Genomic DNA, 20,021 nt, shown 5'->3' with positions numbered 1-20,021 from the left:
TAACATTGGTCGCTGTCGACAATAATCGTTTTGATTTTTGAGCACATTACACAAAAAAGAGACGGGGAGAGCCCGTCTCTTTTTGTTGCGCCCGTTAAGAGGCTTTTTTGAGGAGAACCGAAAACCGGAACGCCACCAAAAGGCTTACGGCGCCGACAACGATAAGAATCGTCCCAAGCATATGAAAATGGCCTGCGGTAATTTCTTTTCCGAAAAGAATGCCCAAAATGACAGAAGACAAAATCGAACCGAGATACCGGCAGGTCTGAAACAGGCCGGACGTTGTTCCGGCCATGTCGGCGGGGCTCGTTTTCAGCATGGCCGCCTGAAACGTGACATTTCCGAAGCCGTAGCCGACACCCAGCACGGACAGGATCAGCCCTTTTCCTATCATGGGCGCCTGAAGAAAGAAAAACGTTAACAGCACCGCTCCGATCGCGGTCAGGCAGGTTCCGGCAACAATCGGCTGAAGAAGCCCTTTCTTATCTATCCATTTTCCGGTCAGAGGCGACACCAGAATACTCATGCCCGACATAAACAGCATAATCAACCCGCTTGTCTGAACGGACAAATGCATTTCATCCTGAAAATAGCTCGGAAGCCCGAAAAAGATGCAGTAAAAGAATATATTCAGCAAAATAAATTGAATATACACCGACGATAGTTTCCGGTGCGTTTTAAACAGCCTGACATCAATAAACGGCTTCTCTGTTTTCAGCTCGCGCCAGATAAACAGCCCGACAAACAAAAGCCCGAATACGCCTTCTGTATAGTGAGGCTTCGTACTGAAGGACAATAAAAACGACAGGAGAAGGATAATCGCTCCGGCAAACAGAAGTATCCCGATCGTATCAAGCTGGCGGAGCACGCCTTTCAAGCCGCCGATCTCGCGTTTTTTATCTTTCGGAAACATATACATTCCGAGAAAAAAGCTGAGAATGATAAACGGCAGATTGACAAAAAAGATTGCCGGCCACCCTCCCCAAACGATCAGAAAACCGCCGAGAGTCGGACCGAGCGCCGTCATGGCTGATGCAAAGATTGACAGGACGGCCAGCGCCGAAGCCTGCTTCTCCCGTATATTTGAACGGATCAATCCGACGCCGGACGGATATATCGCGCTGCTTCCGATCGATTGAAAAAGCCGCATGATCAGCAAAGTCATAAAAGTCGGCGCAAACGGCGCGCCGACCGCCGAGACGGCAACAAGCAGAAGCCCGATCAAAAACAGCTTCTTCCTGCCGAGCATATCACCGAGCTTCCCGGTAACAGGCTGCGCCACCGCGCTGGCCAGATAAAAGGACGATATCAGCCAGGACACCGTTGTAAACGACAGGTGAAATTCATGCTGAATACTGTGAAGCGCAAGAGAAATCATCGACGAGTTCAATGGGTTCAGCATCGTCCCCGAAGCCACGGCCGTCAAAAACAGGACGCGGCTTTTTTTGGAGATTGTCATTTTGTCTGTGCGATAAATTCTTCCGTCGTCCGGCTTCTGCCGATTTTCGGGAAGATAAACTTGAGTGTCGCTTCGTGCTGTTCATCGCTGAATGTCGCCATCGCGTCAGTTACGAAAACTTGCTGATACCCAAGCTGAAAAGCTTCTCGCGCCGTGCTTTCCACACCGATGTTTGTCGCAATCCCGCATAACACAATCGTGTCGATTCCCCGTCTTCTGAGCTGAAGGTCCAGGTCCGTGCCGAAAAACGCGCCCCACTGCCGTTTTGTTACCGTATAATCGTTTTCTTTCACTCCGATGTCAGGCACAAATTCAGCCCAATCCGCCGGCGGAGCCGAATGGCCCGCCGCCTCTTCATCCGTCAGCGGCTTCAGCGCATCCGCTCCGTCATGAAAATCCACGTTCACAAAGCTGATAAATCCGCCTTTTTCCCGGAACACATCAATTAATTTTTTCGCGTTCGGCACAACGGTACCGCTTTTATCAATCGGCACAATGCCTTTTTGTAAATCAATAAGGACCAAAGCCGTTTTTTCAAATTGCAGATTTAATGATGTTGTCATAATGATTCCTCCTGATGCAGTTAGTGTTTCTCACCCCGTTTATTTTACTCTTTCCCGGACAGGATTTCTTACGCCGTGCTCCGGCGCTCTTTTTATGGATATAAAGTCGCACGACACCCATTTGAAAAAGCAGCATTATGAACGCAAAAAACCATGTCAGATAACCTTACATAAAAATGTTTTATCGTTCTTTTTTCTCTATAATAATGAATTAATCACAATTACATTCTGAATGAGACGGAGGAATACAACATGCAGATGGGCGATACAGTATTTATGTTCTTTTGCGCTTTACTCGTGTGGCTGATGACCCCCGGGCTGGCTTTGTTTTACGGCGGAATGGTAAAAAGCAAAAACGTGCTCAGCACGGCGATGCATAGTTTTTCTTCTCTCGCCATCGTATCCGTCGTTTGGGTTTTGTACGGATATTCACTTGCTTTTGCCCCCGGCAATACATGGCTTGGCGGGATTGAATGGGCCGGGCTGAAGGGGGTCGGCTTTGAACCCGGAAGTTACAGTGATACGATCCCGCATTCCTTGTTCATGATGTTCCAAATGACGTTTGCCGTACTGACGACGGCCATTATTTCCGGAGCATTTGCTGAACGCATGAGATTCAGTGCTTTTCTTGTATTTTCCTTTTTGTGGGCTTCCCTCGTATATACGCCCGTTGCGCACTGGGTATGGGGCGGCGGCTGGATCGGCCAAATGGGCGCTCTTGACTTCGCAGGCGGAAACGTCGTCCACATTTCTTCCGGAGTCGCCGGGCTTGTGCTGGCGATTGTGCTCGGGAAACGCAAGGACGGCACGGCGGCTTCGCCTCACAACTTAATTTACACGTTCTTGGGCGGAGCGCTCATCTGGTTCGGATGGTTCGGCTTCAATGTCGGAAGCGCCCTCACGCTTGACAGTATCGCGATGTTTGCCTTCATTAACACAAACACCGCGGCTGCAGCCGGAATTATCGGCTGGATTTTAATCGAATGGATGCTGAATAAAAAACCGACCATGCTGGGTGCTGTATCAGGCGCAATCGCCGGGCTTGTCGCCATTACGCCGGCTGCCGGGTTCGTTACGCCGTTCTCTTCCATCGTAATCGGTTTCATCGGAGGGCTTGTCTGCTTTTGGGGCGTTTACTGGCTCAAAAAGACTTTCGGTTATGATGATGCGCTTGACGCTTTCGGCCTGCATGGGATCGGCGGCACATGGGGCGGCATCGCGACCGGTTTATTCGCCACCACTTCCGTCAATGACGGCGGGGCAAACGGGCTGTTTTACGGCGATCCTGGACTGCTCTGGAAGCAGATTGCGGCCATTGCGGCAACCTATGTATTTGTATTTATTGTCACTTTCGTTATCATTAAAATTGTAGGTCTGTTCATTCCCCTGCGCGCCAGTGAAGAAGAAGAGTCACTTGGGCTTGATTTAACGATGCACGGGGAAAAAGCATATCAGGACTTATAAAGTGAGGAGCGGCTTAGATGAGCGGTCAAATGTTCAAGGTAGAAATCGTTACGCGTCCGGCTAAGTTTGAAACATTGAAACAGGAACTCGGTAAAATCGGAGTCACATCGCTGACCTTCTCCAACGTACACGGCTGCGGCCTTCAAAAAGCCCACACCGAACTGTACCGCGGAGTCAAAATTGAAAGCAATGTGTATGAACGGCTGAAAGTGGAAATCGTTGTCAGCAAGGTTCCCGTTGATCAAGTCGTGGAAACGGCGAAAAAAGTGCTGAAAACGGGAGAGCCCGGAGACGGCAAAATATTCGTCTATGAAATCGGAAACACGATTAATATCCGCACCGGAGAAGAAGGACCAGAAGCTTTATAAACAGGCAGAACGCCCGGGGACAGAAATGTCCCGGGCGTTTTTTCAGCTTCATTAAAAAGAAGAAACCTTTTTTTCATGCGGGACAGGCCGCTTATGCCGTACGGGTTGTTTTTTCGCATATGTACTGATATTGACCAGTATGCCGCACAAAAACAGCGTCATAATCAATGAAGAACCGCCGTAGCTGATAAACGGAAGCGGCACACCCGTAACCGGGAGAAGTCCGCTCATCGCTCCCAAATTCAATACAACCTGAAACATTAATTGAAACGTAATTCCGATGGCAAGAAGCTTCCCGAACGGGTCATCAGCCCGCACGGCCGTTTTTACGCCGAGAAGCATTAACGCAAAATATAATCCCAAAACGATCAGAACACCGAATATCCCCAGCTCTTCGCTGATCACGGCCATAATGAAATCGGTATGCGCCTCAGGCAGATAGTTCATTTTTTCAACACTGTTTCCAAGCCCTCTTCCGAAAAACCCGCCTCCGGAAATAGCAAAATAGGATTGAATCAGCTGATAGCCGTCCCCGTTCGCATCACCAAACGGATTGGTAAAGGAAACGAGGCGCTTCACACGATAGGAAGCGGAAAATGCGAGATAAACAACCCCCGACACCGCCGTCGCGCCGAGCACGAACAGATGGCGCTTTTTCAAGCCGGCACATAATAGTATCGACCCGCACGCCGCCAGGATTAAGGAAGCCGTCCCTAAATCAGGCTCCGCCAATGTCAGCAGAAAAGCAGTTCCCAAAATCACTAAAGGCGGCAGAACCCCTTTCACAAATTGATGAATGTACGGCTGCTTTTTCGTATAAATCGAAGCGAAATACAAAATCATCGCGATCTTCGCCAATTCAGACGGCTGTATGACAAGCGGGCCCGCTCCCAGCCACCTGCGGGAAAAATTCCGCTCCAGCCCGATTCCCGGTATCAAGACGAGCAGCAGCAATACCAGCGAACCGACCACAAACAGCGGTACAAGCCGCGCATACCGCTTATACGGCAGACAGGCGGCAAATAGAAATAAGCATAATCCGATCAGTAAAGAGGTACTTTGTTTATGGAAGAAATAGGATGGATCTCCATACCGCTGAGACCCCATCACATCACTGGCGCTGTACACCATTAACAAGCCGAATCCGCAAAGCAGCATAATGACAAACACAAGCGGCAGATCGGCGTTTTTCAAACGTTTCAGCAACGGACAAAACTCCTTCGGCTATTCTTTTCCCGCATACTTGACGCACAGTAATACAGTCACGTTTCATTCTGTTTACTTTTTTATGATTATTTTTAATACCAATTGTGTCTCATAGAAAAAAGCATTACACTGTTCATATAAAATAAAGATAAAAGGTGATATTTGTGAATTACGAACTATTTAAAGCGATCAATGGTTTGTCGCACCATAGTGCCATTCTCGACTCTATCATGGTATTTATTACGGAATACGCCATTTACGCCTACGCCCTTTTCCTGCTTGCCATGTGGCTGTTCGGAAGCACAAAAGGCAGACAAAACGCCCTGTACGCGGGCTTCACGGGTGTTGCGGCGCTTATCGTCAACTACCTCATCACGAAGGTCTATATCGAGCCGCGCCCCTTTGTCGAGCATACGGTTCATACGCTGATCCCTCATGCCGCGGATGCTTCATTTCCGAGTGACCATACGACAGGCGCTTTGGCGATTTCAATTGCGATTCTGTTCCGCAACAAAAAACTCGGCTGGCCGCTTGTGATTTTCGGCCTTTTGACCGGCTTCTCAAGAATTTGGGTCGGCCACCATTATCCGATCGATGTGCTCGGAAGCATTATCGTTTCCCTCATTGTCGGATTCCTGCTGTTCAGATTTTCAAATGTGCTTCGTCCGATTGTCGATCTGATCGTGCGAATCTATGAAAGTATCGTTCATAAAAACAAATCGACAAACCATAATATATAAAAAAAAGCCGGCGTCTGTCACAGACTGCCGGTTTTTGTATGTTTGGCTGTATGCTTTTTCCTTTGTAAAGCACAGAATGCGGCAATGCCGAGACTGTCAATCAGCACATCGCGGAGGCATCCGTTTCTGCCGAAAAAGAGCTGGACGATTTCTGTCAGGAAAGCGGCGGCCAATGCATACAGCACCGCCCTCTTCATGCGCCTGCGCTCTCTGAAAAACAAATAGGCGAGCACAAAAAATGAAAACGCGTGCCCGAGCTTTTGAATCGCCGCTTCCGGTATGGCGAGCTCCGCGATATCGAACACAAAGAAACCGGACACATCCGGATGCGGCGTGAAACGGAAGGACACCGTCTGCGACACAACCATATCGTGAAAGCTTTCAGTCAAAGCCGAAACGAAAACAAAGACGAGCCACCCGGCCGCCAGACATTTATTCATTCAGCATCTCCTTCGTTTTCTACTAGTATAAAGGCACATGCGGCAATATGAAAAGCGCCTATCTGAGCTGATAGGCGCTTTGGGATCAAGATTACTTGCCCGAATCTTTCATTGAGCCGTCATCTTTACCATCTGTCTTGTCTTTTGTGCCGTCCTCTTTGTCACCTGGTTTTTCTTCGGTTTCTTTTTTAGGCGTCACATCTTTTTTCTCGGAAGACTGCTGAATTGACCCTTCCGTTTCTTCTGTCACAGCGTTTTTCTCTTCAGCCGCCGCTTTTTCAATAGATGTTACCGGCTTGTCCATAAAATTGAGCGGGTTCATCGCTACGCCGTCCTTGCGGATTTCAAAGTGCACGTGATTTCCGCTTTCTTCACTGTAAAGGTTTTTTCCGGATTTACCGATGACCTGGTTCTGCTTTACTTTGTCGCCCTGATCCACGCTGACTTCAGATAAAGACTGATAGACAGTAGACAGGCCGTCTGAGTGTTCAATTTCAACCACATATCCCAGTACCGGGTCTTTAGCAGCTTTAACAACCGTACCGCTCAGAGAAGCAGAAACATCAAATGATTTTCCGTCTTTCTCAGCTAAGTCAATTCCTTTACTGAGGCTGTACGTGTTATTATAGTTAACAAGTGCTGCTTCTTTCTCTTTTTTTGCGGCATCAGTTTCATAAAACTTTTTCACAACAGAAACATTTTCAGAATGAGCAGCCGGCATTGCGACGTTTTCCATTGACTTGCCTACTTCGACGGCATCGTCTTTGCCGCTGTCATACGCAGAGTTTCCGCCGTTGTTCGTCAGATTGTCCTTCACATCATTCGAAACGGATTGATACCAAAGGACAGCTGTTAAAATGACGGCCGCACTGACTAAGTAGATTGCAGGGAATATCCAGCGTTTGCGAAAAAACCGCTGAAGTTTTTTGACTTGAGAAGTTTTCTTTTCTTCCTCTCTCATTTGTTCATCACCTCAGCAACATTCTGAACACTTTTCTGAAAATATATACACATCCATAAAAAACTTTTTTGGAAATAGTATGTGCAGATTGCACTTGATTATGTAATAAAATGTGAAGGGAGATCCCGGAATATGAATTTGACCCTGCGCAAAGCCGTATTGGAGGATTTAGATGCGGTGGTGGCCATATACAACTCGACGATTGCCTCACGAATGGTAACGGCTGATACGGAAGAAGTGACGCCCGAAGACCGGATGGATTGGTTTTTGCGGCACACGGACCGGCGCCCGCTGATGGTCGCGGAAGATGAAACCGGCAAAGTGGCGGCCTGGATCAGCTTTGAAACGTTTTACGGCCGTCCGGCCTATGACAAAACGGCGGAGATCAGCATCTATCTGCATCAGGATTGCCGCGGCAAAGGAGCAGGAAGCTTTCTGCTGAAAGAAGCCCTGGCACTCGCTCCGGCAATCGGCATCCGCAGCCTGATGGCTTTTATCTTCGGACATAATGTGCCGAGCATTAAGCTGTTTGAAAAATTCGGTTTTACCGAATGGGGCGTATTCCCGGGTATCGCCGAAATGGACGGAAAACGATATGACTTGAACATTTTAGGGAGAGAACTGTCATGATCACCATCGATAAAGACAAAGACGAAAACCAGCCGCTCAATAAAAAAGCCCGTTCCCTTGCCGACATCGCCAAATGGGGAAAGATCACCGCCGTGTTTCTGATCATCACGGGCTCTCTTTCCGCTCTTTCAGCCATTGTGACGCTGCTCGGAGCCATTCCGGGGGTCCTGCTCATCATTTCCGGCGTCATGCTGATGCGCTCGGCAAAAGCGGCTGCCGCACTTCAGGAAGGACTAGAAGAAAACGCGGAAGAAAATATGCTTGCACATTACGCGTCATTTATCAAAATGCAGTTTTTTTACGCGGCATCCAGTGTGGTATTGGGCATTCTCGCTTTTATTTTAGTCGTCATCTTCGCTGTCATCGGAATTATCGCTTATCACAGCACTGATACGTATGACACGCCTGATTCATATTACTATGAGAACGACCCGGTGTTTGAATGACAAAAAGAGCTGATCGCGCGTCAGCTCTTTTTTAATAAAGCATTTCTTTTTTCCGGTCTTCTTCCGTTAAAAATTCAATAAAGCTCTTCATCGCAGACGGCTCCTCGGCAATCAGCCGGGTATAGGCGCTTTTCCGTTCCTCGGACAGAATATCGCTTTTTCTGATTCTGTTCAGCATATAAAGGCGGATCGTTTTTTGCACCTGTTTCCGCTGATAGCCGGCTTCCTTAAAAAACGCAAGACCTAGAGCCGCAAGGAGGGCAAAAATGCCGGCCGATACGAGAGCTCCTCTCCCGGAAGGGGCCTGAATCAAAAGCGATGCCAGATGAAACAGACTAAAAGCGGCGAGCGGGAAAGCAAGAAAACGGTAAATGATGCTTTTTTTCATCAGCGGCGCGATGGCGATTTGTATTTTCTGAATTTCTTTTTTTATGAATCCCGGCAATTGTTCCGCATGCTCCAGCTTCATGCCCTCTCCCCTTTGCTGTCATTTTTGTCTTCTTTTTCATATATGCATATTTTACCGCACCCGGAACTTTCTTTGAAAGAAAACTGCATTCATCTTTGATTCCGGCTCTTTATTCTTTCAAAATGTCAATGTTATAATTTGAAATGGGAATCAGATTGCTGCACTTGTCGGAATACTAATGGGCACAGTCTTGATAAATATGATATAGCGGGGTTGCAAAGTGAGCATTTCATTTATTTTATTCGGATTTTTTTTCGTTTTAAATATACTTTTGGCCGTCATCATGATTTTCAAAGAAAGACGCGATGCCAGCGCTTCATGGGCTTGGCTCTTGGTTCTTTTTTTTATTCCCATTTTAGGGTTTATTTTATACCTGTTATTCGGCCATAACCTGAGACGCAAGCATCTGTTTCAGTGGGAAGACCGTAAAAAAATCGGGATTGAAAAGCTGCTGAAGTCTCAGCTGAAGGATCTGAAGTCGAGGCAATTCCAATTTAACAACAGGGCGACTGTGGATAATAAAGACCTCATCTATATGCTTGTCATGAACAACCACGCAGTCTTTACAGAGGATAATTCGGTGGAGATTTTGACGGACGGGCGCGATAAGTTCAAACGCTTAATGAAGGACATTTCCAACGCAAAAGATCACATTCACCTTCAATACTATATTTATAAAGGTGATGAACTGGGAAAAAAATTGCGCGATGCCTTAGTGAAAAAAGCACGCGAAGGCGTAAAAGTCAGAGTGTTATATGATGAACTCGGTTCAAGATCACTCAGAAAAAAATTCTTCAAACCGCTGCGGGACGCCGGCGGCCATGTGGAAGTCTTTTTTCCTTCCAGGCTTCGTCCGATTAATTTGCGGCTCAATTACCGGAATCACCGCAAGCTCGTCATCATTGACGGCGAAACCGGCTATGTCGGCGGCTTTAACGTCGGAGATGAATATCTCGGCCTGAATCCGAAATTCGGCTACTGGCGCGATACGCACCTCAGGCTTCAAGGCACGGCGGTACACGCCATTCAGACACGGTTTATCCTCGATTGGAACCAAGCCTCCCATCATCATACGCTCACATACGTTCCGAATCATTTTCCGGAATGCGAGCCGAAGGGCAATGTCGGGATGCAGATTGTCACGAGCGGACCGGACTCAGAATGGGAACAAATTAAAAACGGCTATATCAAGATGATCTCAACGGCCAAACGGTCAATCCTGATTCAGACGCCTTACTTTATTCCTGACTCAAGTCTTTTAGATGCCCTCAGGATCGCCTGTCTGTCAGGCATCGACGTCAAAATCATGATTCCGAACAAGCCGGATCACGCTTTCGTTTACTGGGCGACTTTATCTTACATCGGCGATCTTTTGAAAGCCGGAGCCTCAGTCTACATTTACGATAACGGCTTTATTCATGCAAAAACGATTGTCGTCGATGATGAGACGGCTTCAGTCGGTACGGCGAATATCGACGTCAGAAGCTTCAGACTTAATTTTGAAGTCAACGCCTTTATTTATGACGTCACCATTGCGAAAAAACTCATTTCCTCATTTAAAGAAGATCTGCTCGTCTCCAGAAAATATACGTATGAAGAATATCAGGAGCGTTCGCTGCGGATCCGCATTAAAGAATCGATTTCAAGACTTCTTTCGCCGATTTTGTAATTCCCGGGGTGTTTCTCGGGAATTTTCTGATACAAAAACGGACACGGCATGAAAAAACACATTTTATATTCAAAAGAATGACCGAATAGTGTATAAATGAAAAGTGAGTATTTTTTTGTAAAGGAGTGCCATAGTTTGAAACCTGAATCAGTGAATCGTTCGCTTATTTCTATTTCGAAATGGGGAAAAGCGACAGGTATTTTATTTATTATCGTGGGTGCGTTTGCGGCGCTGTCGGGCGCGTTTTTCTTTTTAATCGGAGCCATTCCCGGCGTTCTGCAGATCATTGCCGGCATTTTTCTGATGCGCTCGGCAAATGAAGCGGGACAGATGGCGGAGCAGTTCAATGAACTGACAGAGGAACATATGCTGGAGAATTATGCAAAGTTCGTGAAAATGCAGGGGATCTACCTGATTGTGACGGTCGGCTTGTCCGTTCTCGGTATCGTTCTCTTCATTGTCCTCATGACGCTCGGCATCGCGGACGGCGTGTTTAATAATATTGATGCCAATACATATTAAAAAGGAAAATCCCGGCGCATCCGCCCGGGATTTTTTCTTATTCCGCTTCTTCGATAACGGGAAAGTTTTTCTGTTTTGGATTTTCCAATACGACGATGGCATAATGGCGCAGCTGATGCAGCTGTCTGCAAATATTCTTTCAGACATTCCGGCTTCAGCCAGACGTGTCGCCATCACATCAAAAAAGCTTTTCCTCAGAGTTTCAATTGAAATCACTCAATTGTTCGACTGTTCCTGATCAGGTTTAGAAGCAAGAATTGTGATTCTGCAAAATAAGGATAAAAGCCCTGATGGAACAAGACCACTTATCATACAGTTTTTTGGGTCTTTGTAATTAAATTACAATTGTTCTTAATATTCACTCATGTATTCATGCTATTATATTGAAAGGAACGATCAAAAGCGTTGGCGTTCGTTAAATATTTACGAGTGCTCCTCATGTCAAAGTCAGAAAAAATAGTATAGGAGGTAACATATGTTTAAGTTTAAAAAGAAATTCTTAGTTGGATTGACGGCAGCTTTCATGAGTATCAGCATGTTTTCGGCAACCGCCTCTGCAGCTGGCACAGATTACTGGCAAAATTGGACTGATGGGGGCGGAACAGTCAACGCTGTCAATGGATCTGGCGGGAATTACAGTGTTAATTGGTCTAATACCGGAAATTTCGTTGTTGGTAAAGGCTGGACTACAGGCTCGCCATTTAGAACAATAAACTATAATGCCGGAGTCTGGGCGCCGAATGGCAATGGATATTTGACTTTATATGGCTGGACGAGAGCACCTCTCATCGAATATTATGTAGTGGATTCATGGGGTACTTACAGACCTACCGGAACGTATAAAGGTACTGTAAAGAGTGATGGAGGTACATATGACATATATACAACGACACGTTATAACGCACCTTCCATTGATGGCGATAACACTACTTTTACGCAGTACTGGAGTGTTCGCCAGTCGAAGAGACCGACCGGAAGCAACGCTGCAATCACTTTCAGCAATCATGTTAACGCATGGAAGAGCCATGGAATGAATCTGGGCAGTAATTGGGCTTATCAAGTCTTAGCGACAGAAGGATATAAAAGCAGCGGAAGTTCTAATGTAACAGTGTGGTAACAGCTCATCTTTAATTAGGGGCAGCTAACGGGCTGCTGATCGTTCCTAGAGAAATTTTATAATGATTGTTAAGAGGCGAACGGTTTTGGCATTGCCGGAGGCAGGATATCATTTTTTGTTTAACTTGCTCACAGCTGACACCTTCACATAAGTCTTAAGCAAAATAAAAATATCCCGGCAACCGCCTCCTTTAGTTCCGGAGGATTTCTTCATTAAACAGATCGCAATCCGCATCCAGGCGTGTCTGAATATGGAGCCAAAACCGTGATTTCCTCATTATCCATTGTAACCATTTCTGTTACACCTATAGCGGCATGAACCCATCTCTTTTTAACAAAAGAGATGATTCATTACATCATAAAGGGACTTGCTCGCAAGTTCATTCTCCATTGCCCGCTGTACGCTTCCGAACGTCTCATCGAGCGCGCGCTGAATATTTTTTCCAACCGGACAGTCGGGGTTCGGATTGTCGTGAACCGCAAAAAGCTCTTCCTTATTCTGCACCGCCCTGTAAACCTCTAAGAGGGTGATCTCCGACGGATCTTTTTTCAGGCTGGCTCCCGGAACACCCGCTCGGGATGTCAGAATACCCGCTTTTTTCAGCTGGCTGATCGTTCTCCGCACGACGACGGGATTGGTGTTTACGCTGCCCGCAATCATATCCGATGACGCCCGTTCATCCGTTGAGATCAGCGATAGAATATGAATGGCCACAGCAAGACGGCTGTTAATCATGTTTTTCACCACCGTTGTAACCGCAATAGTTACATTTCATTTGTTTGTCAACTACTAATATACACTAAAACGGGCGGCAGGATGAAATCAAGTTGGCAATAGAGGGTAAACAGGCCGGCGGGAAACCGGCCGAAGAGGGATTAAAATAAGAAATAACGCTGTCCGAGCGGAACATAGCTGACGGGCTGGCATGCCAGCTCTTCTCCGTCGGCGAACACCTGATAAGTTTTCGGATCGACTTGTATATTCGGCATCGCGTCATTCAGCTTCATGTCGAGCTTACTCAGCTTACGGATATTCCGTACGGGAGAAATCATTTTTTCAAGGCCGAGCTTTTCCGGCACACCGTTTGCGATACCGGCCTGGGACATAAATGTAATAGAAGTATTTCGGTTTGCTTTACCGTATGATGCGTACATCTGCCGCATAAACACGGGCTCAGGCGTCGGAATGGAAGCATTCGGATCTCCCATCTGGGCGCGGGCGATCATGCCGCCTTTGAGCACAAGTTCAGGTTTGACGCCGAAGAAAACCGGGTCCCATAGTACAAGGTCGGCGAGCTTTCCTTTTTCAACGGAACCGACTTCATGGCTCAGGCCGTGAGTGACGGCCGGGTTGATCGTGTATTTGGCGATATAGCGTTTGGCGCGCACATTGTCATTGCCGTTTTCTCCTGATAGAGCGCCGCGCTGTTTTTTCATTTTATCGGCCACCTGCCATGTCCTGATAATCACTTCTCCCACCCTGCCCATCGCCTGCGAGTCAGATGACGTCATGCTGATCGCGCCGATATCGTGCAGAATATCCTCCGCCGCAATGGTGGCCGCTCTGATGCGTGAATGACTGAACGCCACGTCTTCAGGCACTTTTGAATCTAAATGATGGCAGACCATCATCATATCAAGATGCTCGTCCATCGTGTTGACGGTATACGGAATCGTCGGCGTTGTAGAGGACGGCAGGATATTGGCGTAAGATGCGAGTTTCATAATATCCGGTGCGTGGCCTCCGCCGGCTCCCTCTATGTGATATGTATGGATAACCCGGTCTCCGATCGCATCAAGCGTATTTTCTAAAAAGCCCGCTTCATTTATCGTGTCTGTATGGATCGCCACCTGAATGTCCGCCTCATCCGCTGCTTCCATGCAAGCTTTAATGGCGCTTGGCGTTGATCCCCAATCTTCATGCAGCTTCAGGCCGATCGCGCCTGCTCCCACCTGCTCGATCAGCGGCGCTTTATCGGATGCATTCCCTTTTCCTAAGAAACCGACGTTGATCGGAAACTCCTCGGCCGCTTCCAGCATTCTCGACATGTACCATGCACCGGATGTACAAGTCGTCGCTTTACTTCCCGTCGCAGGACCCGTTCCGCCGCCGAGAAGCGTGGTCACGCCTGAAGAAAGCGCGACTTCCATCTGCTGCGGGCAGATAAAGTGGATATGCGTATCCACCCCGCCGGCCGTTACGATTTTCCCTTCGCCGGAAATAACTTCTGTTCCGGCACCGATAATCATGTGCGGGTCCACCCCATCCATAATATCAGGGTTGCCGCTTTTTCCGACGCCGACAATCCGGCCGTCCTTCACCCCGATATCCGCCTTGACGATTCCGGTATAATCCAGGATAACCGCGTTTGTAATGACCAGATCAAGCGCTCCGTCTTTCCCGGTGATACGCCCGTTCTGCCCCATGCCGTCCCGGATTGTTTTCCCTCCGCCGAAAATCATTTCTTCCCCGTAATTCGTGAAATCTTTTTCGACTTCAATCCATAAATCCGTATCTCCGAGTCTGACTTTGTCTCCCGTTGTCGGTCCGAACAGTTCTGCGTATTGCTCACGTGACATTTTCATCGGATCGCCTCCTCCATCCATCCGGCTTTTTTAAGATTTGACAGAGTCTTCTCTTTTCCGCGCTCATCCATATACGTATCGGCCATGCCGTTGAGACCTCTGACCGTTTTTCGCCCTCCGATTTCCACGAGCGTGACGGTTTTCTCTTCTCCCGGTTCAAAACGGACAGATGTGCCTGACGGGATATCAAGGCGCATGCCGATTGCTTTGTCCCGATTGAAGGAAAGGGCGCCGTTGGCTTCGGCAAAATGAAAATGCGATCCTACCTGCACTGACCGTGTTCCGTTATTGGTGACTGACACCTCCAGCGTCTTCCGGCCTTCGTTAATGGTGATGATCCCCTTTGCGACTTGAATCGCTCCCGGCTTCATGACTTCACCTCCGCTTTGATCGGCTGATGAACGGTGACAAGCTTAACCCCGTCCGGGAACGTCGCTTCCACCTGAATGCTGTCCAGCATTTCCGGAACGCCTTCCATAACGTCTTTTTCCGTCAATACATTGCGGCCGGATTCCATCAGCTCAGCAACGCTTTTTCCGTCTCTCGCGCCTTCCATCAGATAGCAGGTCAAATATGCGGCGGCTTCGGGATAATTCAGCAGAACGCCGCGCGCCTTCCGCTGCTTAGCGAGCTCTCCCGCCGTAAAAATAAGCAATTTTTCTTGTTCAACCGGTGTCAGTTTCATCTGTATTCCCCCTTAGTGATAGTCAAACACAATCCGCATGGTCATACCGAAACGATGCAGGCGGCCGTCACCCCCTTCACCTCATGAAATGTTAAGTGATAAAAGTTATTCGACGGTGAACGGCCCGATTCCTTTTGCAGAAATTACCGATTTCTCATTTTTTTCTTCAACAAACGTTTAATCAAATGTGAAGAAAGGTTACATTCTATGTGAATATTATAAAGAAATCGCAGGGGAATTTATAGAATATTTAAAAATTTAGTGAATATTAACCAAATGAACTGGAATTTTTGTCATTTCTCATAACAAAAAGCCCAAAATATTTTGGGCTTTTGCTGTGTTTCACTATCAAATTAATCATCACTGAGTTTATCTTTCGTTTTGCCGACACCCTTTTGCAGGCTGCCTTTCGCTTTGTCTTTTTTACCTTCCGCTTTTAAGTCGGACTTGTCTGCCATGTCGCCTGCTTTGTCCTTTGCTTCCCCTTTCATTTTGTTCATGCCGCCTTTTACTTTGTCTTTTAAACCGTTATCTTGACTCATAATATCTTCAGCTCCTTTTGTTGTTGTGTACTTGTGTTCTTCCCTTTCAGCCTGATAGCAAACATTTCAACTCTCAATTATTGATTTCATAGCGTTCCCCGTAGCGGAGCACTTTGTAAACGGCCAATCCGTCTGACAGCTTATTATCACCGTATTGCACCGGCAGAAGAGCAAAGAAAACATAATAAGTTGAAAAATAGACAAATTGGTAAAAAAATAAGTTTGGCTCGAGGACATCTTTCATGATCAGCAGATTTATTAAAAAGATAGAAGCGAGATTAAACAGACAGCCTCCGGAATAGACGAGCGCGCTCGTCAGACGGTTATCTATCCGCAATTCGCCGAACTTGCAGAATGAATCTATGAAGTAGATACGCCGAACCTGAATCGGCCCTACTTTTAGAAGACGTTTCCCCATTCCGATATCCAATGACGCCTTGCCTCCGAACAGCATGGCCATAAAGCTGTGCCCCGACACATGGATGACAGACACCATCGGCAGAATGATGAGAAAAGATACGAAAAACTTTATCATATCATTAAATCCGAACAACAAATCCCCCCCTCGCATATGCTTTTTTCTCTCTTTTGCGATTTTTCCGTTTTTTTCTATGATCAAACGTTATAATGTGCATAAAGAAATAACCATCTGCTGATCAGATGGTTAAGAAAATTATATATCGTATAAACACTGTTCTTTTTGAATGTTTTCTCTCATGCGAATCGCTTTTTCATAAAAATACGCCGCTTCTTTATATTGCTCATGTGCGCTTGTGTAAACGGCGGCCTCCAAGGCGAAATCTTCAATATACACATACAGCGATTTTTCATTCATATAGTCAAACACTTCATGGATTAAATCCATATTGAGTGACTCCAAATAAAGCGCTTGTAAAAACTTATACTTCTCTAAACTGAATCGATCGCCCCGTTCTTTCGCGATCATGACCCCTCTTTCATAATAGGTAAGGGCCGCTTGGTCATCATGCAGCCTGAAAAGGGTGTGCGTTAAGCTGAACAGCGCCTTCGGAAGCTGTTCAAGCTGATGCTCTTCAAAAACGGGAACCGCTTTTCTAAAGTACCGGGCCGCTTCATCCAGATCCCGCTTTTCAGCATAACAATTCCCCAGATTGTAAAGCGAAGACCCGATCAGGCGGGGCTGTCCTTCAAGCAAAGAAAGGCGGAGGGCTTCGTCTAAATGCTCAAGCGCTTTGTCGTAGTTTTTGCAGTCGATGTAGTTTCCTGAGATGACGAAATGGCATTGAATTCTCCGCACTCTGTAGAAATCGTGTTTCATATACGTATCCAGCGCTTGAATCCCGTGATTCATGGAAAAATGAGTCTGCTTCATGACATAAAACACTTCAGACATCTTGAAATGGAATTCCGCCCTCTCTATATCGTCCTCGACAAATGAAAGGAGTTTTTCCGCTTTCCGGTAAAAAGAAATAGCCGCAACATAGTTATTGTGATCGAATTCATACATCCCTCTGAACAAATGGAAATAATACTCAGACAGTCCCGATATGCTGTCCGTGCTTTCGATCGTCTTTTGCAGCTCGCTGTACTGAATCTGTGATTGTTCGGTGCATTCCGGCTTGACGTAATCAAGCATAATATGATGGCGGTAGCTGATCAGCTGATAATATAACAGCAGCAGCTGGTCTTCCTCCATACGTTGTATATCCTCATCAATTTCCTCTTTCAGCTTTATGGCATCAGCCGCTTGAAACGCTAAAATGTGCTTGTACCATTTGTTGATCTTGACTCCAACTTGAGATGACGGAATCTCGTATGCGGTCATGCCCCTTTCACAACCTTTTCTAATTTCTATTGGTTATATTTTAACATATTGTATGGCTTTGGAATTGCATAACTTGATTGTCCTACATCAAAATTCCTATCATATATTTCGGCTGTCATCGGTATTTTTTGAACAGACCGCTCTCATATTGTGAATAAAAAAGCCTGCCCTTGTCCGGGCAAGCTTTTCTTCATCCGCCTATATAAGACATTTCCACTTTCTTTTTCCCATCCGTTTTAGAAAGCGCGCGGTCAATTGAATACTGATCCGTGCGATTTCTCCAGACAGAAGCGATGGATTCCGTCAATTCATCATCGGTCAGACCGCCGCGCACGAGTTTCCGAACATCATAGCCGCTTGACGCAAACAGGCACGTAAACAGCTCGCCTCTCGCCGACAGGCGCGCTCTGTTGCAGGAGGCGCAGAATGCATCCGAGACGGAGGAAATCACGCCGATTTCGCCGGAACCGTCAAGATAGCGGAACCTGGAAGCGACCTCTCCTTTATAATTCGCTTCTATCGGCTCCGTCGGCATGTGCTGATTGATCAGATCAATAATCTCTGCCTTCGTGATCACGTCTTTTTTATTCCATTGATTCGTATTGCCTACATCCATAAATTCAATAAACCGGAGAATATGACCCTTTTCTTTAAAATAGCGGGCCATCGGCAGGATATCTTTTTCATTGACACCCTTTTGAACAACCATATTGATTTTCACACCGAGTCCGGCCGCTTTTGCCGCCTCAATGCCCTCAAGCACCTTGTTCACCGAAACCCCGCGGCCGTTAATGGCCTTAAACCGCTCATCCTCTAAAGAATCGAGGCTGACTGTCACGCGATGCAGCCCCGCCTGCTTCAGTTTTTCCGCATACACGGGAAGAAGAGAGCCGTTTGTCGTCATCGCGATATCTTTAAGTCCGGGGATGCGCGCAAGTTTTTTGATCAATTCAGGCATATCTTTTCTCATGAGCGGCTCTCCGCCCGTCAGCCTGATTTTTTCAACGCCGAAGCGGCCGACAAACAGCTTCGCTAGCCGCTCAAGCTCCTCGAAGGAGAGCAATTCCGTCTTTTGTAAAAATGGATAATCCGGTCCGAATAATTCGGCTGGCATACAGTACGTGCATCTGAAGTTGCAGCGGTCGGTTACAGAGATACGAAGATCCCTGAGCGGCCTTTCCCTTTTGTCTGTCACCCGGCGCGTTTCTGTATTCATAAGCCCAAGACCCCTTTCTATTGTTCAACCCGTTCAGGATGTGTATATACGTTAAATGATCCGTTTCTGACAAAACCTATCGCGGTTATGTTCAGCTCTTCCGCCATTTGCAGCGCGAGCTCCGTCGGCGCCGATTTTGAAATGACAATCGACACGCCGATTTTTGCGGCTTTTAATAAAACCTCTGAGGAAATCCGGCCGCTGAAGACGATCAGCTTGTCACGGACGGGCATTCCGTTTTTCAAACAGCAGCCGTACAGCTTATCCAGCGCGTTGTGGCGCCCGATGTCCGTCCTCATGAAGAGCAGCTTTTCCGTATCGCACAGCGCCGCATTATGGACGCCGCCCGTTTCCCGGAAGGTGCCGCTCCCGCTTTGCATCTCCTTCATCAGGCGAAGGCACGTCTCAGGAGTTATGGTGATACGGCTGACGGCGGTTTTGGCCGTTTTCACATCCTGCTGAAAGTAAAAATGGCGGCCTTTCCCGCAGCATGAACCGATGACCCTCTTCGTATAGTCTTTTTGCTCAAGCACTCCGGGATTCGTCAGTTCAACATATGCAAACCCGAGACTTTCATCTATAGTAAAGCTTTTGATTTCTTTTTCAAAACGAATGACGCCTTCTGATGCGAGAAATCCGATGACGAGTTCCTCTAAATGGTCAGGCGTGCAGACGAGCGTAACAAATTCCTGTCCGTTCACCATGACGGTCAGCGGATACTCTGAAACCATCCGATCTGCCGTCTTTGTTAATACCCCTTTTTCATAGCGGTATATGTCTCTTACCGCTGTTGTTTTTTCATCCACTGTTTTCCCCTCCGCAGTATCCTTCTCTTTTATTCTTCCACAATCCCTGTATTTTGTCGAATTTGCGGTTTAAAAAAAGAGCCCCCTTAGGACTCTATGTTTCATTGCGATGATGTCTGCTCAGAATGGTGAATAAAATAACTGCGGCGATAATGGCCAATATACTGACGAATATGAAGGCGGCAAGCTTCAGAAAAATTCCCATCAGAACAAAAACGACTGCCGCCAGCACTAATATAATGCCTGCTCCTTTTAACAACAGCGTTCATCTCCTTTTATCCGTATCATTCCCGCGGTTCCGTTTTCTAAACAAAAAAGACGCCGCGCGG

The 20,021-nt window shown here is 47.0% G+C and carries 24 protein-coding genes; 8 read left to right on the top strand and 16 right to left on the bottom strand.

Going from position 1 to position 20,021, the window contains the following annotated elements:
* Positions 1–94: 94 nt before the first annotated feature.
* Both BZ167_RS11965 and BZ167_RS11960 read right to left on the bottom strand, forming a co-directional pair.
* Positions 95–1,459 (bottom strand): MFS transporter, encoded by a 1,365-nt coding sequence (locus tag BZ167_RS11965; RefSeq protein ID WP_061890869.1) that lies wholly within the window; start codon positions 1,457–1,459, stop codon positions 95–97.
* Positions 1,456–2,022 carry an isochorismatase family protein gene (locus BZ167_RS11960; RefSeq protein WP_012118644.1) on the bottom strand — a complete coding sequence of 189 codons (567 nt, stop codon included), beginning with the start codon at positions 2,020–2,022 and terminating at the stop codon, positions 1,456–1,458. The genes BZ167_RS11965 and BZ167_RS11960 overlap by 4 nt, the downstream gene beginning before the upstream one ends.
* Positions 2,023–2,274: 252 nt before the next feature.
* On the opposite strand from BZ167_RS11960, the gene BZ167_RS11955 reads away from it, so the two are divergent.
* Together BZ167_RS11955 and BZ167_RS11950 are read left to right on the top strand one after the other, a co-directional pair.
* On the top strand, positions 2,275–3,486 hold the full coding sequence (locus tag BZ167_RS11955; protein WP_003151223.1) for an ammonium transporter: 1,212 nt from the start codon (positions 2,275–2,277) through the stop codon (positions 3,484–3,486).
* Between the two features lie 17 nt (positions 3,487–3,503).
* Positions 3,504–3,854, top strand: a complete 351-nt coding sequence (locus BZ167_RS11950) for a P-II family nitrogen regulator (RefSeq protein ID WP_014419080.1) — start codon at positions 3,504–3,506, stop codon at positions 3,852–3,854.
* A 51-nt stretch (positions 3,855–3,905) separates the two neighbouring features.
* Here BZ167_RS11950 and ftsW read toward each other — a convergent pair whose 3' ends face one another.
* Positions 3,906–5,060, bottom strand: coding sequence for a putative lipid II flippase FtsW (gene ftsW / locus BZ167_RS11945; protein ID WP_061890870.1), 1,155 nt, complete (start codon positions 5,058–5,060; stop codon positions 3,906–3,908).
* Between the two features lie 164 nt (positions 5,061–5,224).
* Between ftsW and BZ167_RS11940 the strand changes: the two genes are divergently transcribed.
* Positions 5,225–5,800, top strand: coding sequence for an undecaprenyl-diphosphatase (locus tag BZ167_RS11940; RefSeq protein WP_061860945.1), 576 nt, complete (start codon positions 5,225–5,227; stop codon positions 5,798–5,800).
* 17 nt (positions 5,801–5,817) lie between these two features.
* On the opposite strand, the gene BZ167_RS11935 is transcribed toward BZ167_RS11940, so the two are convergent.
* Both BZ167_RS11935 and BZ167_RS11930 read right to left on the bottom strand, forming a co-directional pair.
* On the bottom strand, positions 5,818–6,240 hold the full coding sequence (locus BZ167_RS11935; RefSeq protein ID WP_061890871.1) for a VanZ family protein: 423 nt from the start codon (positions 6,238–6,240) through the stop codon (positions 5,818–5,820).
* Positions 6,241–6,331: 91 nt separating this feature from the next.
* Entirely contained in the window at positions 6,332–7,201 is an 870-nt protein-coding gene (locus BZ167_RS11930; protein WP_007407571.1) for a stage II sporulation protein SpoIIQ, read from the bottom strand.
* Positions 7,202–7,339: 138 nt separating this feature from the next.
* Here BZ167_RS11930 and BZ167_RS11925 point away from each other — a divergent pair, with 138 nt between their 5' ends.
* On the top strand, positions 7,340–7,831 hold the full coding sequence (locus BZ167_RS11925) for a GNAT family N-acetyltransferase (RefSeq protein ID WP_089072492.1): 492 nt from the start codon (positions 7,340–7,342) through the stop codon (positions 7,829–7,831).
* A complete protein-coding gene (locus BZ167_RS11920; protein WP_007407573.1) occupies positions 7,828–8,277 on the top strand; it encodes a DUF5362 family protein in 450 nt (149 codons plus the stop codon). The genes BZ167_RS11925 and BZ167_RS11920 overlap by 4 nt, the downstream gene beginning before the upstream one ends.
* 31 nt (positions 8,278–8,308) lie before the next feature.
* Here the strand turns inward: BZ167_RS11920 and BZ167_RS11915 are convergent, their stop codons facing one another.
* A complete protein-coding gene (locus tag BZ167_RS11915; protein WP_007614328.1) occupies positions 8,309–8,746 on the bottom strand; it encodes a DUF5392 family protein in 438 nt (145 codons plus the stop codon).
* A 220-nt stretch (positions 8,747–8,966) separates the two neighbouring features.
* On the opposite strand from BZ167_RS11915, the gene cls reads away from it, so the two are divergent.
* The 3 genes from cls (at position 8,967) to xynA (ending at position 12,054) form a co-directional block, all read left to right on the top strand.
* The gene (cls, locus tag BZ167_RS11910; RefSeq protein ID WP_007407575.1) at positions 8,967–10,415 is read left to right on the top strand and encodes a cardiolipin synthase; all 1,449 of its coding nucleotides are present in this window, start codon (positions 8,967–8,969) and stop codon (positions 10,413–10,415) included.
* Positions 10,416–10,550: 135 nt separating this feature from the next.
* Positions 10,551–10,937, top strand: a complete 387-nt coding sequence (locus tag BZ167_RS11905; protein ID WP_015418405.1) for a DUF5362 family protein — start codon at positions 10,551–10,553, stop codon at positions 10,935–10,937.
* Between the two features lie 475 nt (positions 10,938–11,412).
* A complete protein-coding gene (xynA, locus tag BZ167_RS11895; RefSeq protein WP_007407578.1) occupies positions 11,413–12,054 on the top strand; it encodes an endo-1,4-beta-xylanase XynA in 642 nt (213 codons plus the stop codon).
* Positions 12,055–12,384: 330 nt separating this feature from the next.
* Here xynA and BZ167_RS11885 read toward each other — a convergent pair whose 3' ends face one another.
* The 10 genes from BZ167_RS11885 to BZ167_RS20340 form a co-directional block, all read right to left on the bottom strand.
* Positions 12,385–12,789, bottom strand: a complete 405-nt coding sequence (locus BZ167_RS11885; RefSeq protein ID WP_003151203.1) for an Rrf2 family transcriptional regulator — start codon at positions 12,787–12,789, stop codon at positions 12,385–12,387.
* A gap of 140 nt (positions 12,790–12,929) precedes the next feature.
* The gene (gene ureC, locus BZ167_RS11880; RefSeq protein WP_031379249.1) at positions 12,930–14,639 is read right to left on the bottom strand and encodes an urease subunit alpha; all 1,710 of its coding nucleotides are present in this window, start codon (positions 14,637–14,639) and stop codon (positions 12,930–12,932) included.
* A complete protein-coding gene (ureB, locus tag BZ167_RS11875) occupies positions 14,636–15,010 on the bottom strand; it encodes an urease subunit beta (protein WP_012118652.1) in 375 nt (124 codons plus the stop codon). Before ureB ends, ureC begins: the two co-directional genes overlap by 4 nt.
* Positions 15,007–15,324, bottom strand: a complete 318-nt coding sequence (ureA, locus tag BZ167_RS11870; RefSeq protein WP_007407581.1) for an urease subunit gamma — start codon at positions 15,322–15,324, stop codon at positions 15,007–15,009. Before ureA ends, ureB begins: the two co-directional genes overlap by 4 nt.
* A 353-nt stretch (positions 15,325–15,677) precedes the next feature.
* A complete protein-coding gene (locus tag BZ167_RS11865; RefSeq protein WP_015418407.1) occupies positions 15,678–15,866 on the bottom strand; it encodes a CsbD family protein in 189 nt (62 codons plus the stop codon).
* 73 nt (positions 15,867–15,939) lie between these two features.
* Entirely contained in the window at positions 15,940–16,419 is a 480-nt protein-coding gene (locus BZ167_RS11860) for a hypothetical protein (RefSeq protein ID WP_061860947.1), read from the bottom strand.
* 120 nt (positions 16,420–16,539) lie between these two features.
* Entirely contained in the window at positions 16,540–17,670 is a 1,131-nt protein-coding gene (locus BZ167_RS11855) for a response regulator aspartate phosphatase (protein WP_061860948.1), read from the bottom strand.
* Between the two features lie 190 nt (positions 17,671–17,860).
* Entirely contained in the window at positions 17,861–18,886 is a 1,026-nt protein-coding gene (gene moaA, locus BZ167_RS11850; protein ID WP_012118655.1) for a GTP 3',8-cyclase MoaA, read from the bottom strand.
* Between the two features lie 17 nt (positions 18,887–18,903).
* The gene (fdhD, locus tag BZ167_RS11845) at positions 18,904–19,692 is read right to left on the bottom strand and encodes a formate dehydrogenase accessory sulfurtransferase FdhD (RefSeq protein ID WP_017418742.1); all 789 of its coding nucleotides are present in this window, start codon (positions 19,690–19,692) and stop codon (positions 18,904–18,906) included.
* A gap of 94 nt (positions 19,693–19,786) precedes the next feature.
* Entirely contained in the window at positions 19,787–19,951 is a 165-nt protein-coding gene (locus tag BZ167_RS20340; protein WP_007407587.1) for a hypothetical protein, read from the bottom strand.
* Positions 19,952–20,021: the final 70 nt, after the last annotated feature.

Source organism: Bacillus sp. 275 (assembly GCF_001999205.1).
GTDB lineage: Bacteria > Bacillota > Bacilli > Bacillales > Bacillaceae > Bacillus > Bacillus velezensis.
This window is presented reverse-complemented; position numbering and strand designations above follow the sequence as displayed.

Bases quoted from the DNA above. Each gene is read 5' to 3' on its own strand.
- BZ167_RS11965 (WP_061890869.1), bottom strand. From the start codon at position 1,459: ATGACAATCTCCAAAAAAAGCCGCGTCCTGTTTTTGACGGCCGTGGCT.
- BZ167_RS11960 (WP_012118644.1), bottom strand. From the start codon at position 2,022: ATGACAACATCATTAAATCTGCAATTTGAAAAAACGGCTTTGGTCCTT.
- BZ167_RS11955 (WP_003151223.1), top strand. From the start codon at position 2,275: ATGCAGATGGGCGATACAGTATTTATGTTCTTTTGCGCTTTACTCGTG.
- BZ167_RS11915 (WP_007614328.1), bottom strand. From the start codon at position 8,746: ATGAAGCTGGAGCATGCGGAACAATTGCCGGGATTCATAAAAAAAGAA.
- moaA (WP_012118655.1), bottom strand. From the start codon at position 18,886: ATGAATACAGAAACGCGCCGGGTGACAGACAAAAGGGAAAGGCCGCTC.
- BZ167_RS11855 (WP_061860948.1), bottom strand. From the start codon at position 17,670: ATGACCGCATACGAGATTCCGTCATCTCAAGTTGGAGTCAAGATCAAC.
- BZ167_RS11885 (WP_003151203.1), bottom strand. From the start codon at position 12,789: ATGATTAACAGCCGTCTTGCTGTGGCCATTCATATTCTATCGCTGATC.
- BZ167_RS11935 (WP_061890871.1), bottom strand. From the start codon at position 6,240: ATGAATAAATGTCTGGCGGCCGGGTGGCTCGTCTTTGTTTTCGTTTCG.
- ureB (WP_012118652.1), bottom strand. From the start codon at position 15,010: ATGAAGCCGGGAGCGATTCAAGTCGCAAAGGGGATCATCACCATTAAC.
- xynA (WP_007407578.1), top strand. From the start codon at position 11,413: ATGTTTAAGTTTAAAAAGAAATTCTTAGTTGGATTGACGGCAGCTTTC.
- BZ167_RS11950 (WP_014419080.1), top strand. From the start codon at position 3,504: ATGAGCGGTCAAATGTTCAAGGTAGAAATCGTTACGCGTCCGGCTAAG.
- ureA (WP_007407581.1), bottom strand. From the start codon at position 15,324: ATGAAACTGACACCGGTTGAACAAGAAAAATTGCTTATTTTTACGGCG.
- BZ167_RS11930 (WP_007407571.1), bottom strand. From the start codon at position 7,201: ATGAGAGAGGAAGAAAAGAAAACTTCTCAAGTCAAAAAACTTCAGCGG.
- BZ167_RS11865 (WP_015418407.1), bottom strand. From the start codon at position 15,866: ATGAGTCAAGATAACGGTTTAAAAGACAAAGTAAAAGGCGGCATGAAC.
- BZ167_RS11920 (WP_007407573.1), top strand. From the start codon at position 7,828: ATGATCACCATCGATAAAGACAAAGACGAAAACCAGCCGCTCAATAAA.
- ureC (WP_031379249.1), bottom strand. From the start codon at position 14,639: ATGAAAATGTCACGTGAGCAATACGCAGAACTGTTCGGACCGACAACG.